An 18,802-nucleotide genomic window follows, 5' to 3' on the forward strand; every position below is an offset into this window, starting at 1 on the left:
CGCTTGTGGGTGTTTTGGGAGGGATTTGCAAAGCCTGCGTCCGCCTATACGCCGGGTTAGGTGCGACAAGCAGCGCGGATGAGTTTGTGCTCACGGAAATGATTTTGTCGACTGATTTCAACAGAGTGAAGGTTTGCCCAGCTATCCTGATGCCGGGGGCAGTCCTGTTGGGGAGGTTAACAAGAGGGCACATCGAATATTCGAACGGTTCCTGCCGAGGAGTTCAAACAGTTGCAGGCAGACCTGATGAAGGTATCCAAGCCAGTAGGCACGCCTCCAAGATAAAAAGGAACGTGGTATGAGTGATCAGATGGAAAAAATCGGGATTCGTAATAGTCACGATGATAGCGTTACGATAGATATCGTAAGCAGCCATTCTTTGCCGCCCGGATTCAAGGTGCACCAGAAATGAATGAGGAATTGAAGGACAAGTGGTTCGATGAGAGCATCAAAGATCGTATTTCGAAAATTCACCTTGAACTTGAAGACGATGCTGTTGGGTTATGGCAAATTATTCCATTTGGAAGGCAAGGCTATGGCTTGGCTGGCGAGGACTTGGTTGAGTATGTTCGTCGATCGCTCCTGGCACTTTTTGCCCACGGAGCCATACCAGTGCAAGGGGCCATAGATGGAATCCACTACTGGGAGCCGGTAGATCGGTTTGGCGCAGATCCCGAATCGATGGTCCAGGGCGTAATCGATGAATGGTTGGCATCGAGCGAAGATCCCGATCCTGGTGGACTCTGGTTTGCCATGCCAAGTAGTTGTGAGATCCTCAAGGCAGATCACCCAGAGTGATGCGGAGGCCGAAGCTCTGCTTGGCAGTGCGTTCCCATCCTCGAGGCGGAATCCCGTCGCAGTTCATGATCAGGGTCAAAGAATCGTGGATGAAATTCTGAATGATCCAAGCCGGAACGTTAATGCGTGCGGAGCACGGGACGATTTGGTAGCGGGATCGGCATTGCTACGGTGGACGGGAGGGGCATTCACTACAGTTCCGATGGAAATTTATCACTTTTTTCGGAGTCTGCAGAGAAATGAAAAAATCTGACAGCGATCATCAGCAGCCCTCCTGACCGCGAGAAAATGTTAATTATATGAGAGATTTTCAGATTGTTTCTGTCAGTGACGTAGATCACGAGAATCTGATGGCGGAAATATCCTATCAGAAGCAGCATTTTTACCTGATAAGCAAAGAGGGTGGAAATTAAAAAAATGGAAATAGAGTTTCTAACAGACCTTTTTATTATCGAGAAAAGCGTGGTGATGAAATTTCCACTTGTTAAATTTGTAGACGTACTCAAGCAAGCAGAGGCTGAGCTACGGCGGTGCATTTGAATGTGCGGGATATGGTGTCACTGCTTGCGATCACTGCGGGTAGCAACAAGACACGACTAACATTGGGCGTACTACGCCACCGAGATGAGTATGGGCATTGTGAGAAGGTTGAACGACGATGAGCGGACGCTGTTAGCCGAGTTGATTGCCGGTACGCCCCAGGGAACGCGCCTCCTTGATTCTCTCGCTGACGCACTCGTTGAAGAAATGGACGATGGCGGAATGGGAAGCCTGCGCTTCTGTGCTTCGGATGGGACGTCGCGTTGCCTCGGCGAACAATTGACCGAAAAGGAGCTTCTCGATATCGATAGCGTACCGGTTATGGTTGCAATCAACTTGGACAATCGCGGAGGACTCTATGAACTTGATATCTGGAAGGTTGATTTCTCGCCATTGAAGCGGTTTCCGATCGTTACCAAATGAATGGGGGCGGTACGGTGTATTTTGCAGATGTGCAGTACTGAATGCCATGATGAATGAGTATCCCACCATAAAACAATTGCGCGTCAGCTTGGTTGGCCCTGGATCGACGAGTACGGTCCGCTCTTAGCCTTGGCGACGTGGCCCGAACAACAGCGGCGTGGGCGTGGTGCCGTATCCCAAGGTGATTGGGGGGTGGCATATATTGAATTTGAATCAAGGATTGAATTTGAATCAAGGCGGAATTAAATTTTCTGAATAACCTAAAGGATTACGGTGATGGCGACCACAGGAAAGCCTGGGCGTGAGCTTCTGGACTTCATCGAGCAGCTTGGCGAGCTATCTTGGTTCAAGTTCGAGTCGCGATATCCGGTGTTTAAATTTCGAGGGCAAGAGCCAAAGACTGAGGATAGATCAACACACCCGCCTTATACTAGCTTCAGATTCAAGGTCGATAATCCAGATGTTATCGCAAAGCTTAAATTGGCAGTGAGAACTTACAAAGGCTCAGTGGAGTGGCTTATGGAAGAGCATTTGCGGGAGATGTTTCCTGGTACTAGAAACTGGATTATTTCACCGAGGTTGATGTCTGAATTAAATCAGATTGCGTGCAGCCATGGTATGACTGTTGGACAGTATATAGCTCAAATCTCTCCCGAATTTGGTCCCCTAGCCTACAGCGATCTCGCGGGACTAACGGCACATGTTCGTTCAACCTTCAACGGGTATTAGGGGGGAATTGATCTACGCAGCGTGGAAGTGGTCGGCGAATGGCTGTAAGCAGAACGACGCGATCAACGACAAAGCCGTATCGTGGGCCACAACTTGAATATCGAGTGCCGCCCGGACACAGACACCTATCACGCCACGGAATCGTCCCCAGGCGTCCACGCCAGCCTCTGCATGCTGCTGTTCTGCCACGGCGCCACGGTAAACGCCAGTTCAAGCCTCACGCAGGGCAACGCGGACAGCACCTACAACTGTTAGCTATGGTGCGAGTCGCGGGGTGACGGTGACAATTAAGGTGTATCCATGATGACACGGAATAGAACAGAAGAATTGAAGCTTGTCTTTGCACTGAGAGAGGCGCCCGAATCGAAGGAGGTCATGCTCGGCGAAGATCATGTGAGATTTCAAGGAAAAATTTGCTCAATTGAAAACCTGGATGCATTGCGTGTACTCATTGGGACGATGCGAGCGCTGGACGTTTCCACTATTTTTAAAGAGGACGGAAAGAAATTATCATCTGATTCAATTTTAAAGAAGATCGAAAAAATAGGAGATTGGGGGCGTTTGGAAACCGATGATATTTCTCTGCAATTTGGTGTGGCTAAAGCGTCTCGTTTCGTGGGTTAATGAATTGTCAGGCGGTGAGCTGCTTATCTCGGAAGATGCGCTATGCAAGTACGTAGAAAGAACAAAAACCGGGGATTTAAAAATCTTTGCGATAGAGCCTTCATGGGGTGCTGAAGTGGTATGCCTTTATGAAGGTGAGGTAAGCGAGAGGACGGTATTTGTGCGGAAAGGAAAATGAGGGAAATTTTCAAATTAAAAGGTGTTTTGTAGGTATTGATATTCTTTTGAAGAAAATATGCAGTGCTTTTTCCGGTGATCTGTATTTAATGATATGAGAGATTTTCAGATTGTTTTTGTCAGTGACGTAGATCGCGAGCATCTGATGGCGGAAATATCCTATCGGAAGCAGCGTTTTTGCCTGATAAGCAAAGAGGGTGAAAGTGAAAAAATGGAAATAGAGTTTCTAACAGACATTTTTATTATCGAGAAAAGCGTGGTGATGAAATTTCCACTTGTTGAATTTGTAGACGTACTCAAGCAAGCAGAGGCCGAGCTACGACGGTGTATTTGAATGTGCGGGATATGGTGTCACTGCTTCCTTTGCTTGAACTTAGTCGATCGATGTTCTTCAGGCACCTTGAGCAGGTCGCTCAGACTGCACCTGGTCTCCAGGAGGTGTAATTCGCTGTTCTGGACGCAGTCCGTTACTAACGCTGCAACGAGAGTCTTGGGTTCAAGTTTTGTGAAGCCCATTCCCTAGAGGCACCGCATGGCATCATTTACGTACACAGTTTGGTCGAACGAGTCGGCAACAGACGTCCTGGCAAGGCTGCGAGATATGCTTGTTCAGCTTGGCTTCTCGTTGGAAAACTCGCGCACAGGGATGTGTCACGTGTGGGACGAGGAAGGTGAGTGCTCTCTCGTCGACGTCCATTCCCTATGCAACGTTGAGAGCCAGAAGCTCCCCTTGGGAGTTCAATGGTGGCGTGATGAAGAGGACATTTTCGTTACGCTAGCACCGGAGAAGTCCGTCGGCGGCACAACTTGCTATGTATGCCTTGTTGGACTGGCTCGCGCAGAGCAGGCAGAGGTTGCGCGGCTTCTGATTTTGCACGTTGTGCCCGGCAAACAGGAGTTTCCAGACGATTTTCCCGTATTTCAGCTTAGTGCTCAGTAGCCACAAACAGCACAGATGGGTTTGTGCTGACAGACAATCAGGCGACCAAGATACTCGGGATGTGGGATGGGCATATTGCCCTGGAGAATGCAGTTACCAACGTGAAGCATGGAGGTGGGCTACCCGAGCGTTGGGGCCGGAGCAGCCGGCGCACGTTGCCGCTGACGGCGGGCAGCATCGATCTAGTACTTGTGGCCGTAGGCTAGCGTAGCGGGTGTGACTTTTTGTTGCGGCTGGGTTCGGCTGCATGGCCCCACGATATACTCCGCTCGTTGCTGCGACCAGAGCGGCCGGGTTTGACAGCCCGACGACAAAAAAACGCTGTCAAACACGCTCGCAAAGGAGGCACTCCCATGCCCCAGTCTTCATTCGCCCATTCCGGGCAAATCGCATCCCCCAGGCTCCCCGTCATCCACCAGCGCTTGCGCGCCTCCCACCGGAGGGCGCTCGATGTATAACTACCCGCGCTACAACATCACCGCCCAACGCACGGGCCGCGATACCTTCCTGACCGCGCATGCCCCATCCGAAAGCCCGCTAAGCCTCGCCGCCGAGAAGACCGCGCAGCTCAATGCGTTGTTGTCTGTCGCCGTCGAGAACGCGGCGGGCGGCACTTTCTGCAACCTTGGTGAAGAAACCCAGGCCCATCTGCTTTCGCTGGTGGCCGTGCTTGCGCACGAGACGCTGGTGTTGAGCGAACTGGCCGCCGCGATGGATGAGCCGAAGGGCGAGATTGGCGATGGATGATGCCAGCGCGCTGCTGTGCTGCCGCTGTGCCGGTGGTCTTCGTGTCGCAGTGGCAGGTCAATACACGCCGCCGAGGCAAATGTCCGAATCCAGCTAGTTCCGCATGCGCAACGGAGTAGCATGCTGGCTATGAAACTCGATCCGGATACCTGCTACAAGGCCGTGGCTTCGCACGACCGCCGCTTCGACGGGCGCTTCTTTGTGGGCGTGTCGTCCACTGGCGTCTACTGCCGGCCGATCTGTGCGGTGCGCACGCCCAAGCGCGAGAACTGCACCTTCTACGACAGCGCCGCCGCGGCCGAGAAGCAGGGCTTCCGGCCCTGCCTGCGGTGCCGGCCCGAGCTGGCGCCGGGCCATGGGCTGGCCGACTTGTCGGGGCGCCTGGCCCAGGCCGCAGCCACGCTGATTGACGACGGCTTCATGGTGGATGCCGGCGTGGCCGGGCTGGCCGCGCGCATCGGCATTACCGAGCGCCACCTGCGCCGGCTGTTCGATGCGCAGTTCGGCGTCTCGGTGCTGGAGTATGCGCAGACGCAGAGGTTGCTGCTGGCCAAGCGTTTGCTGACCGATACGGGGCTGACCGTGACCGACGTGGCGCACGCCGCTGGCTTTGGCAGCGTGCGGCGCTTCAACGATGTGCTCAAGACGCGCTACGGGCTGACGCCCATGGCCATGCGCAAGCGCGCCGCCGACAACGTGGCCGATGAGCTGGTGTTCGAGCTGGGCTACCGCCCGCCGATGGCGTGGGCCGCGTTCCTGCAATTCCTGGGCGTGCGCGCGGTGGATGGCATCGAGCAGCTTGGCGATGGCACCTACGCGCGCACGCTGGCGATCGACAGCGGTGGCCGCATGCATGTGGGCTGGCTGCGGCTGGAGCATGTCGCGCGCCGCCATGTGATCAAGGTGACGTTATCCGGTTCGCTGGCGCACGTGATACCGCAGGCGCTGGGCCGCGTGCGGCGCTTGTGCGACCTGGGCTGCCGGCCCGATGTGGTGGATCAGCATCTGGGCCCGCTGGCTGCCGAGGCGCCCGGCATGCGCTTGCCGGGCGCGGTGGATGGCTTCGAGATCGCCGTGCGCGCGGTGGTGGGCCAGGTGATCTCGGTGAAGCACGCGCGCACGCTGCTGGCGCGGTTGGCCGAGCGCTACGGTTTGCCGCTGGCGCAGCCCACGCCGGTGCTGCGCGTGACGTTTCCCGGCGCGGCTGCGCTGGCTGGCGTGTCGCCCGAGGCCTTGCGTGAGATCGGCATCCCGCTGGGCAAGGGCCGGGCCATTCATGCCATTGCGGCCCGCGTGGCGGCGGGCGCGCTCAAGCTGGAGCCCAATGCCGCGCCGGAAGACACCATGGCGCGCCTGCGCGAGGTGGAAGGCGTGGGCGACTGGACCGCGCAATACGTGGCCATGCGCGCGCTGGGCTGGCCGGATGCTTTTCCGGGCACTGACTATGTCTTGCGCAAGGTGCTTGGCATCGCTACCGTGCGAGGCATGAACCAGCACGTCGCGCAGTGGGCGCCGTGGCGCGCCTACGCCGCCATCCACCTGTGGCGGCGCTACGAGGAACACAAGTTGGGCAAGTCGGACAAGTCGGAACGAGACGACAAGACAAGGGACACAACAAGAGACACTACAAGAGACACTACAAGGAACACACCATGATTGCCTACCGCATCGTCGCCAGCCCGTTGGGCGAAGTGCTGCTGCGCGTCGACGGCGCGCGCTTGAGCGGGCTGTTCTTCTCCGGGCAGAAGTATTACCCGGCAGCGGCCACGCCGGACACCAGCGTGCCTGCCGCCGCGAAGCCCGTCTTCGAGCAGGCCGCCGATGAGCTGGCCGATTACTTCGCCGAGCGCCTGCAGGTCTTCACGGTTCCCATGGTGCTGGGCGGCAGCCCGTTCCAGCGCGCGGTCTGGCAGGCACTGTGCGAGATCCCGTTCGGCGAGACCACGTCATATGGCGAACTGGGCGCCGGGCTGGGCCTCGCCCCCACCCATGCGCGCGCGATCGGCGGGGCGGTGGGGCGCAACCCTTTGTCGGTGATCGTGCCTTGCCATCGTGTGCTGGGCGCCAGCGGCGACCTCACCGGCTATGCCGGTGGCACCGACCGCAAGCGCGCGCTGCTCCGGCTCGAAGGCACGGCCGCAGCCATGGCACTGCCCATCCTGCGCCAGTCGGCGTTGGCATTTTGAGCGAGCGGCATCGCGCCGCTGCGCTTGACCACCCGCGCCAGGCGGTCACGGGAGGTGAGACCGATGGCACGTTTGTTCGTGGCGATTGAGGTTCCGCCAGCACTGGCGGCCGCGTTGCTGGCGCGCGTGCCGCGCGTGGCGGGCATCCGGGCGGCGGCGCCGCATCAGGTCCATCTCACGCTGCACTTCCTCGGCGAGCAGGACGACGCCACCGCGGCATGCATTGAGCAGGCGCTTGGGGGCGTCTGCGGCGCGGCCTTTGCGCTCACGGTGAAAGCGGCCGGCTATTTTCGCGGGCGGCGGGCGAGCGTGCTGTGGGCGGGCGTGGCGCCCAATGCAGCGCTGGACAGCCTGCATGCGCGCATGGCGCAGGCGCTTGCCGGATGCGAGGGCACAACGTTACCCGATGCTGGCTTGCGGCAGCGTGCGGGCTTCCATCCCCACATCACGCTGGCGCGCTGCGGGCCTGCCGTGGCGGATACCGCACTGCAGGCATGGCGCGACGCACAGGCCGGGCTGGTGTGCGAGCCGTTCCCCGTGGCGCGCTTCATCCTGTATCAAAGCCATCTGCGCGCGGGCGGCGCGCAGCATGTATGCCGGCGTGCGTATGGGCTGGATCCGGCGCCAGGCTGATGCCGCCGGCAACGGCGGGCGTCATGCCAGGTTGCCCAGGCCAAGCGCCACCCCCAGCGCCAGCAACACCGAACCAATCACCCGATCCAGCCAGCGCTGGCGCCGCAGCATGGCGGCGCGCAGCGCGGGCGTGGAAAAGCAGCACGCAATCAGGCCGAACCAGGCCAGGTGTGCCAGCGACATGAACAGGCCATAGCCGAACTGCACGGCCAGCGGGGTTTGCGCATTCACCACCTGCGTATAGGTGCTGACCACGAACAACGTGGTCTTGGGATTGAGCGCATTGGTGAGAAAGCCCATCTTGAGCGCGCCGAGCGCTGTCAGCGCTGGCGTGCCCGCATCCGCACCGAGCAGCGGCGCATTCGGGTCCGGCGCGCGCTTGCGCAAGGTCTGGATGCCGATCCAGATCAGGTAGGCGGCGCCGAGCAGCTTCACCACCGTCAACAGCTTGTGCGCGTGCTCCATCAACAACGCCACGCCAAACATCGTATAGAAAACGTGCACCTGGACGCCAAGGGCGATGCCGAGCGCGCACAGCAGCCCGGCCTTGCGGCCATGCACGAAGCTGTTGCGCATCACCATGGCGAAGTCGGGGCCCGGGCTGATCACGGCCAGCACGGTGATGGTGGCGACGGCCAGCAGTTCGGTGAGAGGGTGCATTTTGTATGAGGATCCTTGACCGGATAGATATCGCGTTCCAGGCATTCTCTGCGTTGATATGTGGCGCCACAACCGATTTATACTCGTGCAAATCCATGAGAAAAACTGACACATCAAGGCGAGCATGCACTGGCTGGGCGGGATCCGTTTCTTCGAGGCCGCGGCGCGGCACCAGAGCTTCATGCGGGCTGCGGACGAACTGCACCTGACCCACGGCGCGGTCAGCCGCCAGATTCGCCAGCTGGAGGAGGCGCTCGGCGTGGCGCTGTTCGAGCGCCGCAACCGGGCCGTGTTCCTGACCGAGGCGGGGCACATCCTGCATGCCGCCGCCACGCAGTCGCTCGAAGTGCTGGGCGCGGCCGCGCAGCGCATCCGCGCGCATGGGCAGCCCAGGGCGCTGGTGTTGTCGTGCGAGCCCACCATCGCCATGCGCTGGCTGATTCCCCGCCTGCCGCGCTTTACCGAGGCGCATCCGGAGGTGACGCTGCACCTGATGGCCGCCGGTGGTCCGGTGGACTTCGCGCGCAGCGGCGTGGACCTGGCGCTGCGCCGCAACGATTTTCATGTGGGGCCGGAGCTGCATGCGCATGAGGTTGCCGAGGAATGGGTGGGCGTGGTCTGCCGCGCCGGGGCCAGCGCCGGGGCGTCGTCCCACCGGTTGCATACACGCTCGCGCCCGGATGCCTGGCAGCGCTGGGCCAAGGCCGCCGGCGGCGCGCAGCGCTTTGGCGCGGATGCCTGGTACGAGCATTTCTACCTGACCATCCAGGCCGCTGCGGCCGGGCTTGGCTGCGCGATCGCGTCGCGCCTGATGGTGGCCGACGAACTCGCCGACGGCCGCATCGCCGCGCCGCGGGGCTTCGTGCGCGACGGATCTTGCTATCAGTTGCTCTCGCCAGTGGCGTTCGAGCACGATGCACGGCGTCGCGCGGTCAGGGACTGGCTATGCCAGGAGGCGCAAGCATCGCTTGGCGCGGATCCGGCCCAGGTGGCCGCATCGCCACATACAGCGCGCGCGGCCAAGGGTGCGGCAAAACGTGGCGGGCGCAAAGACGGCAAATGAGGCGCGAACCTGCCCCGGCGGGCTACCCCACGGAAGTCTGGCTCAAGTTTTGCCACACTTCGCCGTTGTTCAAACAAGAGCTTGCGCAGCAGCAGGCGTCGCGCTTAACATGCGGCGCTAGCCGCTCGCCCCCGCCTGCATCCGGGTACGCGGGCAGCCCGAATTCCCCCGTCGCAAGCCAGTCTGGCGCGACGCAGGCCTCTCTCAGACGTTTGCGTGATTTTCATGAGTCTCCAAGATTCCCCGGAGCAATCCGAGCTTGACGCCAGCGCGTTGCCAGACGACCGCTATCGCCTTACCCATTCCTCGCAGATTGGCACCGTGCTGCGCGACCTCGCCTGGCAGAAGTGCATCCTGAACGTGCGCGCGCGTTCCGCCCACGAGATGGTCACGTCCGTGCTGCATGTGGATCCGGCCAGCCGCACCTTTGTTTTCGACTGGTGCTCCACCGAGCCCGAGCGGCAGGCGCTGCTGGCTTCCAACGAGAATGCCTTCTCGGCATCGCTGCGCGGGGTGCCCGTGAACTTCTTGATCGGCACCCCCGAGATCACTCAGTACAAGGGTGGCCCGGCATTTTCCGCGCCGTTCCCGGAGAAGCTCTATCACTTCCAGCGCCGCCGTCATTTCCGCGCACGCACGCTGGTCACCAAGGGCTACGTCTGCACCATCAAGATGAGCGACGGCACCGTGCTCAAGCTCGATATTGCAGATCTCTCGCTCTCGGGTGTCGGGTTGCGCTCCAAGACCGTGGACGCCACGCAACTGCCGGTGGGCACCACCATCTCCGGCGTGCATCTGGATTTTGGTGCGCTGGGCAAGCTGGACCTGAGCCTGCAAGTGGTGGGCCACTGGCTGGCCGGGCGCGATGACAGCGCCATCCACCATTTCGGCTGTGCGTTCTCCAACCTTGACGGCCGCATGGAGAATTTCCTGCAGCGCCTGGTGTTTGCGCTGGAGCTTGCCAGCCGCGGCTAAGCGCATCTGGCTGCTGCTTGTGCTGCTTGCGCTGCTTGCGCTGCTTGCGCTCAACCCGCGCTGACGCGGATCCGGTTGCGGCCGGCCCGCTTGGCTTCGTAAAGCGCGCGGTCGGTGTGCGCCAGCCATTCGTGGTGGCCCGCCATGCCGGCATCAAAGGCGGCTACGCCAAGGCTGGCGGTGTGGCCGCGCAGCGCGGCAATGCCCACCCCGCAAGCGGCGCCCGGCTGCAGCGAGCGCGACAGACGCTCGGCCATCTCCACCGCCTGCGTCAGGCTCGCGCCACTGAGCAGCACGCCAAACTCCTCGCCGCCGTATCGTCCCACCAGGCATTGCCGCGCTTCACCGCGGCCAGCCGGGCCGTGCTGCGCGGCGTGCCGTACCACCAGCGCGGCAAAGGCCTTGAGCGCTTCGTCGCCGGCCAGGTGGCCATGGGTGTCGTTGAGCTGCTTGAAATGGTCGATGTCGAGCAGCACCAGGCTGGCGGTGCTACGCCGCCCGGTCTTGCAGGCCTGGAACTCCGCGGCCAGCATGGCCTCCCAATAGCCCCGGTTGAGCACGCCGGTGAGGCCGTCCAGGCGGCTGTTGGCCTCGATCGCCTTGCCGTGCGCGGCCAGCCGGCGGGAGATGCTGTAGGTGGTGCGCCCCAGCGCCAGCGGGTAGAGCACCAGCATCGGCAGGCTGGCGACGATGGTGGTGAGGTTGGCTTCCGGATGCCAGGCGGCGCCGAAGGCCACGATACCCGCCAGTGCCCCCGCCAGGTGCCACCCCAGGCCATGCAGCAGCAGGCGCGTGCCGCCCGCCGCCACATTGTTCATGCTCATCATCGACAGGATCAGCACGCTCGGCAGCAGGTTGAATTTCATGGCCGCGGCCCAGATGCCACCGAGCACGGCATCGATCATCATGTTGTGGATTTCCGCCCGGAACGGCACCTCGCTGTGCCTTGAGCGCCAGACAGCGACGTGCGGCCAGACAAAGCCGTGCAGGAAGACCAGCGCCAGCAGCCAGCGCGGCGCACCCGCTTCCAGCATGGCCGCCGCCACCGCAAAGAACCCGATCGCCAGCCCGATGGCGCGCATGGCGTAGACCCGCCGGACAAAGCGCATGCCCTTGCCTGCCAGCGGGTTAAGGGTGCTTTGCGCCATGAGTCTGCGGTTCCTTGTCGGTTTTGGTTTCAGGTGGCTCAGGTGGCTCAGGCGGCGATCAGCTTGCCGATCGCCACTGCCGCTTCGCGCATCGGCGGCAGCAGGCGAGAGATCATCTCTGCTTCCGATACCTGCGCCGCGCGCACGCTGACGCTGATGCCCGCCATGACGCTGCCCGAGATGCCGCGCACCGGCACCGCGATGGCGCGCAGGCCGGGCTCCAGTTCTTCGTCGATCAGCACATAGTCCAGTTCGCGCGCATGCGCAAAGCTGGCCTCCAGCTCGCGCCGCGAGATCTTGGTCTGTAGCGTGCGCGGGCGCAGGTCGACGCGATCGAAGAAATCTTCCAGCGCCGGCTCGGCCAGGTGGGCCAGCAGCATGCGGCCGATCGACGTGCAGTACGCCGGCAGCCGGCTGCCCATGCCGAGCGAATAAGTGAGCACCCGCTGCACCTCCGAGCGCACCAGGTAAAGGATGTCGGTGTCGTCCAGGATAGCCAGTGCCGAGGTCTGCTGGATGCGCGTGCTCAGCGCGTCGAGGATCGGCTGGGCCAGCGACACCAGCGACGTCGACGAGAAATAGGCATGGCCCAGGTGCAGCACGCGCGGGCGCAGCGCGAACTGGCCGCCTTGTTGGCTGACGTAGCCAAGCTGCTCCAGCGTGTACAGGCAGCGCCGTACCGATGCGCGCGAGAGCTGGGTGCGCTGCGCCACCTGGGAAATGGTGAGCGGGCGCTTACGCTCGGAGAAGGCTTCGAGCACGCTCAAGCCGCGCGCTAGCGACAGCATGAAATTTGGGTCGCCGGCAAAACTGTTGAGAAGGTCGGCCTGGGGGCGGGCGACGCGGACAGTGGCGGCCGTTGCCTGGCCAGGGCTGCTGGGATTGGGGGCGTCCATGTGAGCGAGTGCGCGCGGGTTGTTCGATAATCGCGCATCTTAAACCGGCTGGGCGCCTCGGGCCAGCGCTTTTGTTGCGGACGATCCCCATTTTGGTGCGGGGATGGGGCAGGCCGCCAAAAAAAATCGCCGTCTCAAGGGCACGGCGACTGGAAGGGTGTGTCATCAAGACGGGGGTCCCGGCGACAAGTCCAGCATAGGACGCGGCGGTTAGACATTAAATACAACTTCCGAGGGGATTCATGTCTCGCTATGTCTCAGCTGCCGGGCGCGCGCGGCGCCTGGCGCCCCCCGCCGCGGCGAGGCGGGTAAAATCGCGCCCTTGATGCCGCCGCCGTCCCGGTCCGCCCCCGCCAAGCATTGCGTGGCGCCCCGGCCAGCGCCCGCAGCCCACCGCGCAGCCCCGAATTGAAGCCAGCCATGACCCATCAGCCCGAACTCTCCCCCGAAGCCGACGACCAGGACGCCGCCGGGGACAACGCCGAAAAGATCCAGGAGCCGCGCCTTTGGCGTGCCGACGGCTGGACCGCCCGCGTGATCAAGAACGAGGACGACGATGGCTGGGCCGTTGCCATGATCAAGGACGGCGAGCCCGAGCCCGCGCTGGTTGGCCCCTGGACCATGGGCCGCGACAAGAAGAACCCCAAGCCGCTGGACACCAACGCCTTCTCGACGCTGGTCAAGACCGCCTCCGAAGTGCTGCGCCGGCATGAGCAGCAACTGCACGCCATGCTGCACAAGAGCGTGATTGTCGACACGGACACGGCGCGCATCAGCGTGACGCTCGACATCGTGCCCGACGAAGACAACCCTTTCGCGGTGCTGCGCGCCACCGACGAGCTCGGCGAAGAACTGGCCCAGGTGCGCGTGTCGCCGGGCTTCAAGCTAAGCAAGGCCAGCGCCGCGGACTGGATCGAGAACGAGTACCGCAAGCCGCGCTGAGCGGCCAGGAGAATGCTTACACTGCCCGGTTGAACAGCGCCGAGGCCGAGCTTGCCAGCGCCAGTTCCGCGGCGGCGGCAAGTAGCGCCGGGCCCAGCGCCTTCATGCGCTGCTCGGTCAGCCGGCTCAGCGGGCCCGCAATGCTGATCACGCCGATTGCCGGATAGCCCCCACGGCGCTGCACGGGGGCCGCCATGGCCGTCATGGCCGGCGCAAAGACTTCATTGATCGTGGCATAGCCGCGCTCCCGCGCCCGGTGGATGAAGCCCAGCAGGGCCTTGATGGTGGTGGGTGCATTGGGGCCGTACTGATTCGGCTGCCCGAACCCTTGCCGCGACACCAGCTCCAGGGCGCGTTCATCCGTCATGGTCTGCATCCACGCGTGCCCCGTCGCGCTGCACGAAAGAATCGTGTCCATGCCCATATCGGGGTCATAGCGCAGTCCCCGCAGCGCGCCTTGCGCCTTGGCCACCCAGGTCAGGCGATCCCCGTCGACAATGGCCAGGCGCACCAGCTCGCCCGACGTATCCGCCAGCCGGTCCAGCCTGGCCTGCGCGATGTCCACGATGCCGGACGTTGCCAGAAAGCCCAGCCCCATTCCCACCAGCTTGGTTGTCAGGATGTAGTCGCCATGGTCCCGCAACTGGCGTACATAGCCCGCATTCTTGAGGTCGACCAGCAGGCGGTGGCACGCGCTGCGGGGGATGTCGAGATCGTCGGCGATGGCGGCGAGCGGCACGGCCTCGACCTGGGTGCAAAGGTATTCGAGGATGCCTAGTGTGCGTAGTACGCCTGACATGGCGACCTCCCTGCTGACGTCAATATAGTTCATCACTATCCAATACGAATTTCAATGCGTCAAGATTGGAATGGTATTCACGAACCCTTGCTAGCATGCTTTCACCGATCCAACCGGCACGAAGGCAGAAGCATGAGAGCGTTGGACGGCTTCAACGGACATCGGAAGGGCGGCGACGCCTACCCTTCCCAGGAAGAGAATGCCAGGAGACAAAATGACTGCAGAGACACAACGCCCGGCCAATGCAGCGATGCGCACGCGCGCCGTGGCGGCCGCCACCATCGGCACCGCACTGGAGTGGTTCGACTTTACGCTTTACGGGGCATTGGCGGCCACCATCCTGCCCAAGCTGTTTTTCCCGGCCATGGAGCCAACATCCGCGCTGCTGGCATCGCTGGCCACCTTCGGCGTTGGCCTGGCGGCACGGCCTCTCGGTGCCATCATTTGCGGCCACCTTGGCGACAAGCTCGGGCGCCGCAACCTGCTGCTGGGCACGGTCACGATCATGGGGCTGTCCTCGGTGTTGATGGGTTTGCTTCCCACCTACTCGCAGATCGGCGTCTGGGCGCCGGTGCTGCTGGTGCTGTTGCGCATCCTGCAGGGCTTCGCGCTCGGGGGCGAATCGACCGGCGCGCAACTCATGGCCATCGAGCACGCCAGCCCGGACCGGCGCGGCAAGTACTCCGGCCTGCTGGGCCTTTGCTCTCCGCTGAGCCAGATACTTGCCAATGGCGTGCTGTTGCTGCTTGCCTCCACGATGTCAGCGGAATCGTTCGACGCCTACGGATGGCGGGTGCCGTTCCTGCTGAGCTTCATCCTGGTGATCGTCGGCGTGTATATCCGCCTGAAGGTCAGTGAAACGCCGGCATTCGTCGAGCTGCGCAAGAGCCAGGTGGCGGAGGTGGGCAACCCGCTGCGCGATGCATTGCGCCTGCACGGCAAAACGGTGTTGCGCTGGATGCTGTTTTTTTGCGGCCCGGCGGCGATCTTCTACCTTATCGTGGTGTTCTCGCTGAGCTACATCACCAAGACGCTTGCAGTGCCGAAGCAGACCGGCTTTCTGCTGCTGATGGGCGCCAATGTCTGCGCTATCGTCGGCGCGCTGGCGGGTGGCATGCTCAGCGACAAGATCGGCCGCAAGAAGGCGCTGGCCATTGGCTCCGTCGCAACGCTGCTGATCCTGTTCGTCTACTTCCAGATCCTCGACACCAAGAGCTTCCTGCCGATGCTCGCCATCATGGGCCTGTTCCTGGGCTTCACCCAGTTCCAGAGCGGCATCCAGCCGGTCGCCTTCGCCGAAGCGTTTCCGACCAATGTCCGCTATTCGGGATCGGCGCTTGCGTACACCGGCGCAAACCTGATTGCCGGCGGGCCGATGCCCGTGGTCGCGGTGTGGCTGCTGCAGGTTTGCAACGGCTCGCCGTGGGGCGTGGTCGCCGTCTGTGTCGTGTTCAACCTGATCTCGCTGGCCATGATCCTGACGGCGCCCGAGACGCGTGGCATCGACATGAACCGTTCCGATGCACCCGGCGTCCTCGCCGAGGGCGCTCGGTTCATGCCGATCGGCACGCGCAAATCTCACTAACCCTGCCAATCCCACTCACTCAATCAGCGCGCGGCGCATTGCCGCGCGCCACATATCATGACCGAACTCGTCTATGTCCTGAACGGCTCCAACCTCAACATGCTGGGCAAGCGCGAGCCGCATCTGTATGGCACGACCACGCTTGCCGAGGTCCAGCAGCGGGTTGCGGCGCTGGCGGATGAACTGCGGATCGCGTGCGATTTTCGCCAGACCAACAGCGAAGCCACGATGGTGGACTGGCTGCAGGAAGCGTTCGAGAAGAACGCGGGCGTGATCATCAATCCGGCTGGCTTTTCCTTCGCCTCCATCCCCGTGCTGGACGCCGTCAAGCTGATCCAGCGTCCGGTGATCGAGCTGCACATCACCAATATCCATGCGCGCGAGGAGACCCATCGCCATTCGCTGATCTCGCGCGCGGCCACTGGCGTGATCTGCGGGCTTGGCGTTGCCGGCTACACGTTGGCGCTGCGCGCCATGGCCGACGCCTTGCGCAGCTAGTACGTCGCCAAGCGTTTTTGCGCCTCAGCGTTTTGGCGCAGGGGCGAGACGTGCGATCAGCGCGGCATGGCGCGGGTGCGATGCCAGCAGGCTGTCGGCATCGGCCAGCTCGAACTCGCTGAATTCAAAGCCCGGCGCCACGGTGCAGCCCACCAGCGAGAAGCCATCCGGATCGCTGCGCTCGGCGGCGAACCAGCAGCCAGCCCTGACCACGGCCTGGAACACCGCGTTGTCATCGGCGAGCGCATTGCCCAGCCGGTGCGTGGTGAGGCTGCCGTCTTGCTCCAGCACATGCACGTTAAGCGGGCAGCCCGCGTAGAAGTGCCACACTTCGTCGGAGCGGATGCGGTGCCAGGCGGAGTAAGCGCTGTCGCACAGCAGGTAGTAGATCGCGGTGGAGGCGGCATGTGTGGCGGGATTGCCGGCCCCTTCACGCGACACATGGGACACCCGCGACACACGCACGGCGTCGCGATGGGTCTCGCGGTAATAGCCGCCTTCCGGATGCGGCTGCAGGCCGAAGCGCTGGATCAACTGGTCTTTGTCTTGGTCTTGGTGTGGCGAGTCAGGTTGGGCAGGCATGCGCGGCGCTCCGGGATCGGTAGCCGCCATCATGCCCGCTTGCCGGCGCGGTAAGCAACCAGCGTCCTTATGCATCCACGGCCCGCTTCGCGGCGTATCTGGTTTAACCGCGCGATTCACGTGTGGCCGGAACGGCGCAAGGCGCTGCTCCCCTGCAAGCCAGCCGCGATCCGCCGATCGCCCAGAAGGAGATTGCCATGACCCGCCATTTCTTCAAGTTGTTGATGACTTCGGCCGCACTTGCCGGCATTGCCGCCACGGCGGTTCCGGCGCAGGCCGCTGGCCCCAGGGACAGTGCCGTGTCCGGGGACCGCTACGGCTACGTCTTCCATGCGTCGCGTTTCGATGTCTATAGCGATGGCGCGCGCCTGGACCCGGCCGCCGCGCCGGCAGCGGGCGCGAACGCCAGCCGCCGGAGCAAGCCGGATCCGTTCTCGGACGGTGCGCTAAAGCTGGCTGGGATGGATCGCAGCGGCGTTTCCGCGGACCCGGCGCGCACGGTGGATCCGTTCCAGGATGGCGCGCAGAAGCTGGCCGGCATGGATCGCAGTGGTCCTTCCGCGGATCCCGCGCGTCAGTTCGATACCTATCAGGACGGCGCGCATGCCTGACCATCGGGGCAAAAATCGGGGCAATAACCGAGGCGATAACCGAGGCGATAACCGGCGCGCTGGCCCGCGGCCTCGCAGGCATCTCGTTCAGGGTTTTTGAAGTTCGCATGCAAGACGGCGCGCTGCACCGCGCCACCTTGGTGGCACACTACTGCCTATGCCCGCCGGCGCGAGCATTCTCGCTCGCGCCGGTTACCTTGAGGGGGCGAAAACGGCCATAAAACGGCCATAGTGCGGGAGATCGGTGTGGGTGAATTGCAGTCCTTGCTGGAGAGCCACGGCGTGATGCTCGTGTTTCTCAATGTGCTGGCCGAGCAGGCCGGGCTGCCGGTGCCGGCCGTTCCCATGCTGTTCGTTGCCGGCGCGCTCGGCATGCGCGAGGGCGGCCCGGCGCTGGGCGCCGTGCTGGCCGCCGTTATCCTGGCCTGCCTGATTGCCGATACGGCCTGGTACTTCGCCGGCAAGCGGCTCGGGCAACCCATGCTGCGCACCATCTGCCGCGTTTCCATCTCGCCCGACAGCTGCATCCGCCAGACCCAGTCGCTGTACCTGCGCGTGGGTCCGCGCTCGCTGGTGTTCGCCAAGCTGCTGCCGGGCGCCGGCGCATTGTCCACCGCCATGGCCGGCATGACCTCCACGCCGTTCGCGGTGTTCCTGTTCTACGACGCCATCGGGGCGCTGGTGTGGGCCGGCGGCGCGCTGCTGGTTGGCGTGGTGTTCACCGACTTTGTCGATGTCATCCTGAACGCGTTCAGCACCTATGGCCCGGTGGCCGTCATGGTGGTGTTGGGCGCCTTCGCCGCCTTCGTTGCGTGGAAGTTCTGGCGGCGCGTGCGCCTGTTGCGCCGCACCCGGCGTGTGCCCCGCATGTCGGTGGGGGAGCTGGAAGCGCGCCGGCTGGGCGATCGCTTCCCGCTGGTGCTTGATGTGCGCAGCGACGCGGTGGAGCGGATCCCCGGCGCGATGATCATCGACCTGAATGCGCCGCTGGAATTACTCTCCGAGCATCCGACCAGCATCGACATCGTGGTCTACTGCGCCTGCCCGCATGAGGTATCTGCAGCGGTGCTGGCGGAACGCCTGAAGGCGGCCGGCTACGCCAATACCTGGGCGCTGGCCGGCGGCTTCGACGAATGGAAGCGCCTGCATGGCGAGGCATCGCAGGCCGCTGCCACCGACGGCGATGGCGCAGCGGCGCTTGCGCCACACACGGGTGGTCCCGGCGCGGTGCGCTAGCGCGGCGCGG

Annotated in this window: 21 protein-coding genes; 16 read left to right on the plus strand and 5 right to left on the minus strand. The window is 62.7% G+C overall.

Annotated elements, in window-relative coordinates; all coding sequences use genetic code 11:
- Positions 1-408 precede the first annotated feature (408 nt).
- The 9 genes from F7R26_RS21645 (at position 409) to thpR (ending at position 7,797) form a co-directional block, all read left to right on the plus strand.
- Entirely contained in the window at positions 409-798 is a 390-nt protein-coding gene (locus tag F7R26_RS21645) for a hypothetical protein (protein ID WP_150986512.1), read from the plus strand.
- Positions 799-1,428: 630 nt separating this feature from the next.
- Positions 1,429-1,761 (plus strand): DUF6984 family protein, encoded by a 333-nt coding sequence (locus F7R26_RS21650; RefSeq protein ID WP_416351383.1) that lies wholly within the window; start codon positions 1,429-1,431, stop codon positions 1,759-1,761.
- A 276-nt stretch (positions 1,762-2,037) separates the two neighbouring features.
- Positions 2,038-2,490 (plus strand): hypothetical protein, encoded by a 453-nt coding sequence (locus F7R26_RS21655; protein ID WP_150986513.1) that lies wholly within the window; start codon positions 2,038-2,040, stop codon positions 2,488-2,490.
- A 300-nt stretch (positions 2,491-2,790) separates the two neighbouring features.
- Positions 2,791-3,114, plus strand: coding sequence for a hypothetical protein (locus tag F7R26_RS21660; RefSeq protein ID WP_150986514.1), 324 nt, complete (start codon positions 2,791-2,793; stop codon positions 3,112-3,114).
- Between the two features lie 271 nt (positions 3,115-3,385).
- Positions 3,386-3,625, plus strand: coding sequence for a hypothetical protein (locus F7R26_RS21665; protein ID WP_150986515.1), 240 nt, complete (start codon positions 3,386-3,388; stop codon positions 3,623-3,625).
- Positions 3,626-4,681: 1,056 nt separating this feature from the next.
- Complete coding sequence (locus tag F7R26_RS21670; RefSeq protein WP_150986516.1) at positions 4,682-4,978, plus strand: hypothetical protein; 297 nt, start codon at positions 4,682-4,684, stop codon at positions 4,976-4,978.
- A gap of 129 nt (positions 4,979-5,107) precedes the next feature.
- The gene (locus F7R26_RS21675) at positions 5,108-6,634 is read left to right on the plus strand and encodes a DNA-3-methyladenine glycosylase 2 family protein (RefSeq protein WP_150986555.1); all 1,527 of its coding nucleotides are present in this window, start codon (positions 5,108-5,110) and stop codon (positions 6,632-6,634) included.
- Positions 6,631-7,164, plus strand: coding sequence for a methylated-DNA--[protein]-cysteine S-methyltransferase (locus F7R26_RS21680; protein WP_150986517.1), 534 nt, complete (start codon positions 6,631-6,633; stop codon positions 7,162-7,164). Before F7R26_RS21675 ends, F7R26_RS21680 begins: the two co-directional genes overlap by 4 nt.
- Positions 7,165-7,227: 63 nt before the next feature.
- On the plus strand, positions 7,228-7,797 hold the full coding sequence (gene thpR / locus F7R26_RS21685) for an RNA 2',3'-cyclic phosphodiesterase (RefSeq protein ID WP_150986518.1): 570 nt from the start codon (positions 7,228-7,230) through the stop codon (positions 7,795-7,797).
- Between the two features lie 21 nt (positions 7,798-7,818).
- Here thpR and F7R26_RS21690 read toward each other — a convergent pair whose 3' ends face one another.
- Entirely contained in the window at positions 7,819-8,457 is a 639-nt protein-coding gene (locus F7R26_RS21690; protein ID WP_150986519.1) for a LysE family translocator, read from the minus strand.
- Positions 8,458-8,581: 124 nt separating this feature from the next.
- Between F7R26_RS21690 and F7R26_RS21695 the strand changes: the two genes are divergently transcribed.
- Together F7R26_RS21695 and F7R26_RS21700 are read left to right on the plus strand one after the other, a co-directional pair.
- Entirely contained in the window at positions 8,582-9,520 is a 939-nt protein-coding gene (locus F7R26_RS21695; RefSeq protein WP_150986520.1) for a LysR substrate-binding domain-containing protein, read from the plus strand.
- A 225-nt stretch (positions 9,521-9,745) separates the two neighbouring features.
- Positions 9,746-10,495 (plus strand): flagellar brake protein, encoded by a 750-nt coding sequence (locus F7R26_RS21700; RefSeq protein WP_150986521.1) that lies wholly within the window; start codon positions 9,746-9,748, stop codon positions 10,493-10,495.
- Between the two features lie 50 nt (positions 10,496-10,545).
- Here F7R26_RS21700 and F7R26_RS21705 read toward each other — a convergent pair whose 3' ends face one another.
- Complete coding sequence (locus F7R26_RS21705; protein ID WP_150986522.1) at positions 10,546-11,643, minus strand: diguanylate cyclase; 1,098 nt, start codon at positions 11,641-11,643, stop codon at positions 10,546-10,548.
- A 47-nt stretch (positions 11,644-11,690) separates the two neighbouring features.
- Positions 11,691-12,539 (minus strand): IclR family transcriptional regulator domain-containing protein, encoded by an 849-nt coding sequence (locus F7R26_RS21710; protein WP_150986523.1) that lies wholly within the window; start codon positions 12,537-12,539, stop codon positions 11,691-11,693.
- A 420-nt stretch (positions 12,540-12,959) separates the two neighbouring features.
- Between F7R26_RS21710 and F7R26_RS21715 the strand changes: the two genes are divergently transcribed.
- Entirely contained in the window at positions 12,960-13,481 is a 522-nt protein-coding gene (locus F7R26_RS21715) for a hypothetical protein (RefSeq protein WP_150986524.1), read from the plus strand.
- A 16-nt stretch (positions 13,482-13,497) separates the two neighbouring features.
- On the opposite strand, the gene F7R26_RS21720 is transcribed toward F7R26_RS21715, so the two are convergent.
- Positions 13,498-14,280, minus strand: coding sequence for an IclR family transcriptional regulator (locus F7R26_RS21720; RefSeq protein ID WP_150986556.1), 783 nt, complete (start codon positions 14,278-14,280; stop codon positions 13,498-13,500).
- A gap of 214 nt (positions 14,281-14,494) precedes the next feature.
- On the opposite strand from F7R26_RS21720, the gene F7R26_RS21725 reads away from it, so the two are divergent.
- Together F7R26_RS21725 and F7R26_RS21730 are read left to right on the plus strand one after the other, a co-directional pair.
- Entirely contained in the window at positions 14,495-15,865 is a 1,371-nt protein-coding gene (locus F7R26_RS21725) for an MFS transporter (protein WP_150986525.1), read from the plus strand.
- A 57-nt stretch (positions 15,866-15,922) separates the two neighbouring features.
- Complete coding sequence (locus F7R26_RS21730; RefSeq protein ID WP_150986526.1) at positions 15,923-16,363, plus strand: type II 3-dehydroquinate dehydratase; 441 nt, start codon at positions 15,923-15,925, stop codon at positions 16,361-16,363.
- A gap of 24 nt (positions 16,364-16,387) precedes the next feature.
- Here F7R26_RS21730 and F7R26_RS21735 read toward each other — a convergent pair whose 3' ends face one another.
- Positions 16,388-16,945 (minus strand): cupin domain-containing protein, encoded by a 558-nt coding sequence (locus F7R26_RS21735; RefSeq protein WP_150986527.1) that lies wholly within the window; start codon positions 16,943-16,945, stop codon positions 16,388-16,390.
- Positions 16,946-17,142: 197 nt separating this feature from the next.
- On the opposite strand from F7R26_RS21735, the gene F7R26_RS21740 reads away from it, so the two are divergent.
- Positions 17,143-17,556 carry a copper resistance protein CopQ gene (locus F7R26_RS21740; RefSeq protein WP_150986528.1) on the plus strand — a complete coding sequence of 138 codons (414 nt, stop codon included), beginning with the start codon at positions 17,143-17,145 and terminating at the stop codon, positions 17,554-17,556.
- A 246-nt stretch (positions 17,557-17,802) separates the two neighbouring features.
- Positions 17,803-18,792: a VTT domain-containing protein gene (locus F7R26_RS21745; RefSeq protein WP_150986529.1), complete on the plus strand. Its 990-nt coding sequence runs from the start codon at positions 17,803-17,805 to the stop codon at positions 18,790-18,792.
- The last annotated feature ends 10 nt before the right edge of the window (positions 18,793-18,802 follow it).

It is taken from the genome of Cupriavidus basilensis (assembly GCF_008801925.2).
Classification (GTDB): domain Bacteria; phylum Pseudomonadota; class Gammaproteobacteria; order Burkholderiales; family Burkholderiaceae; genus Cupriavidus; species Cupriavidus basilensis.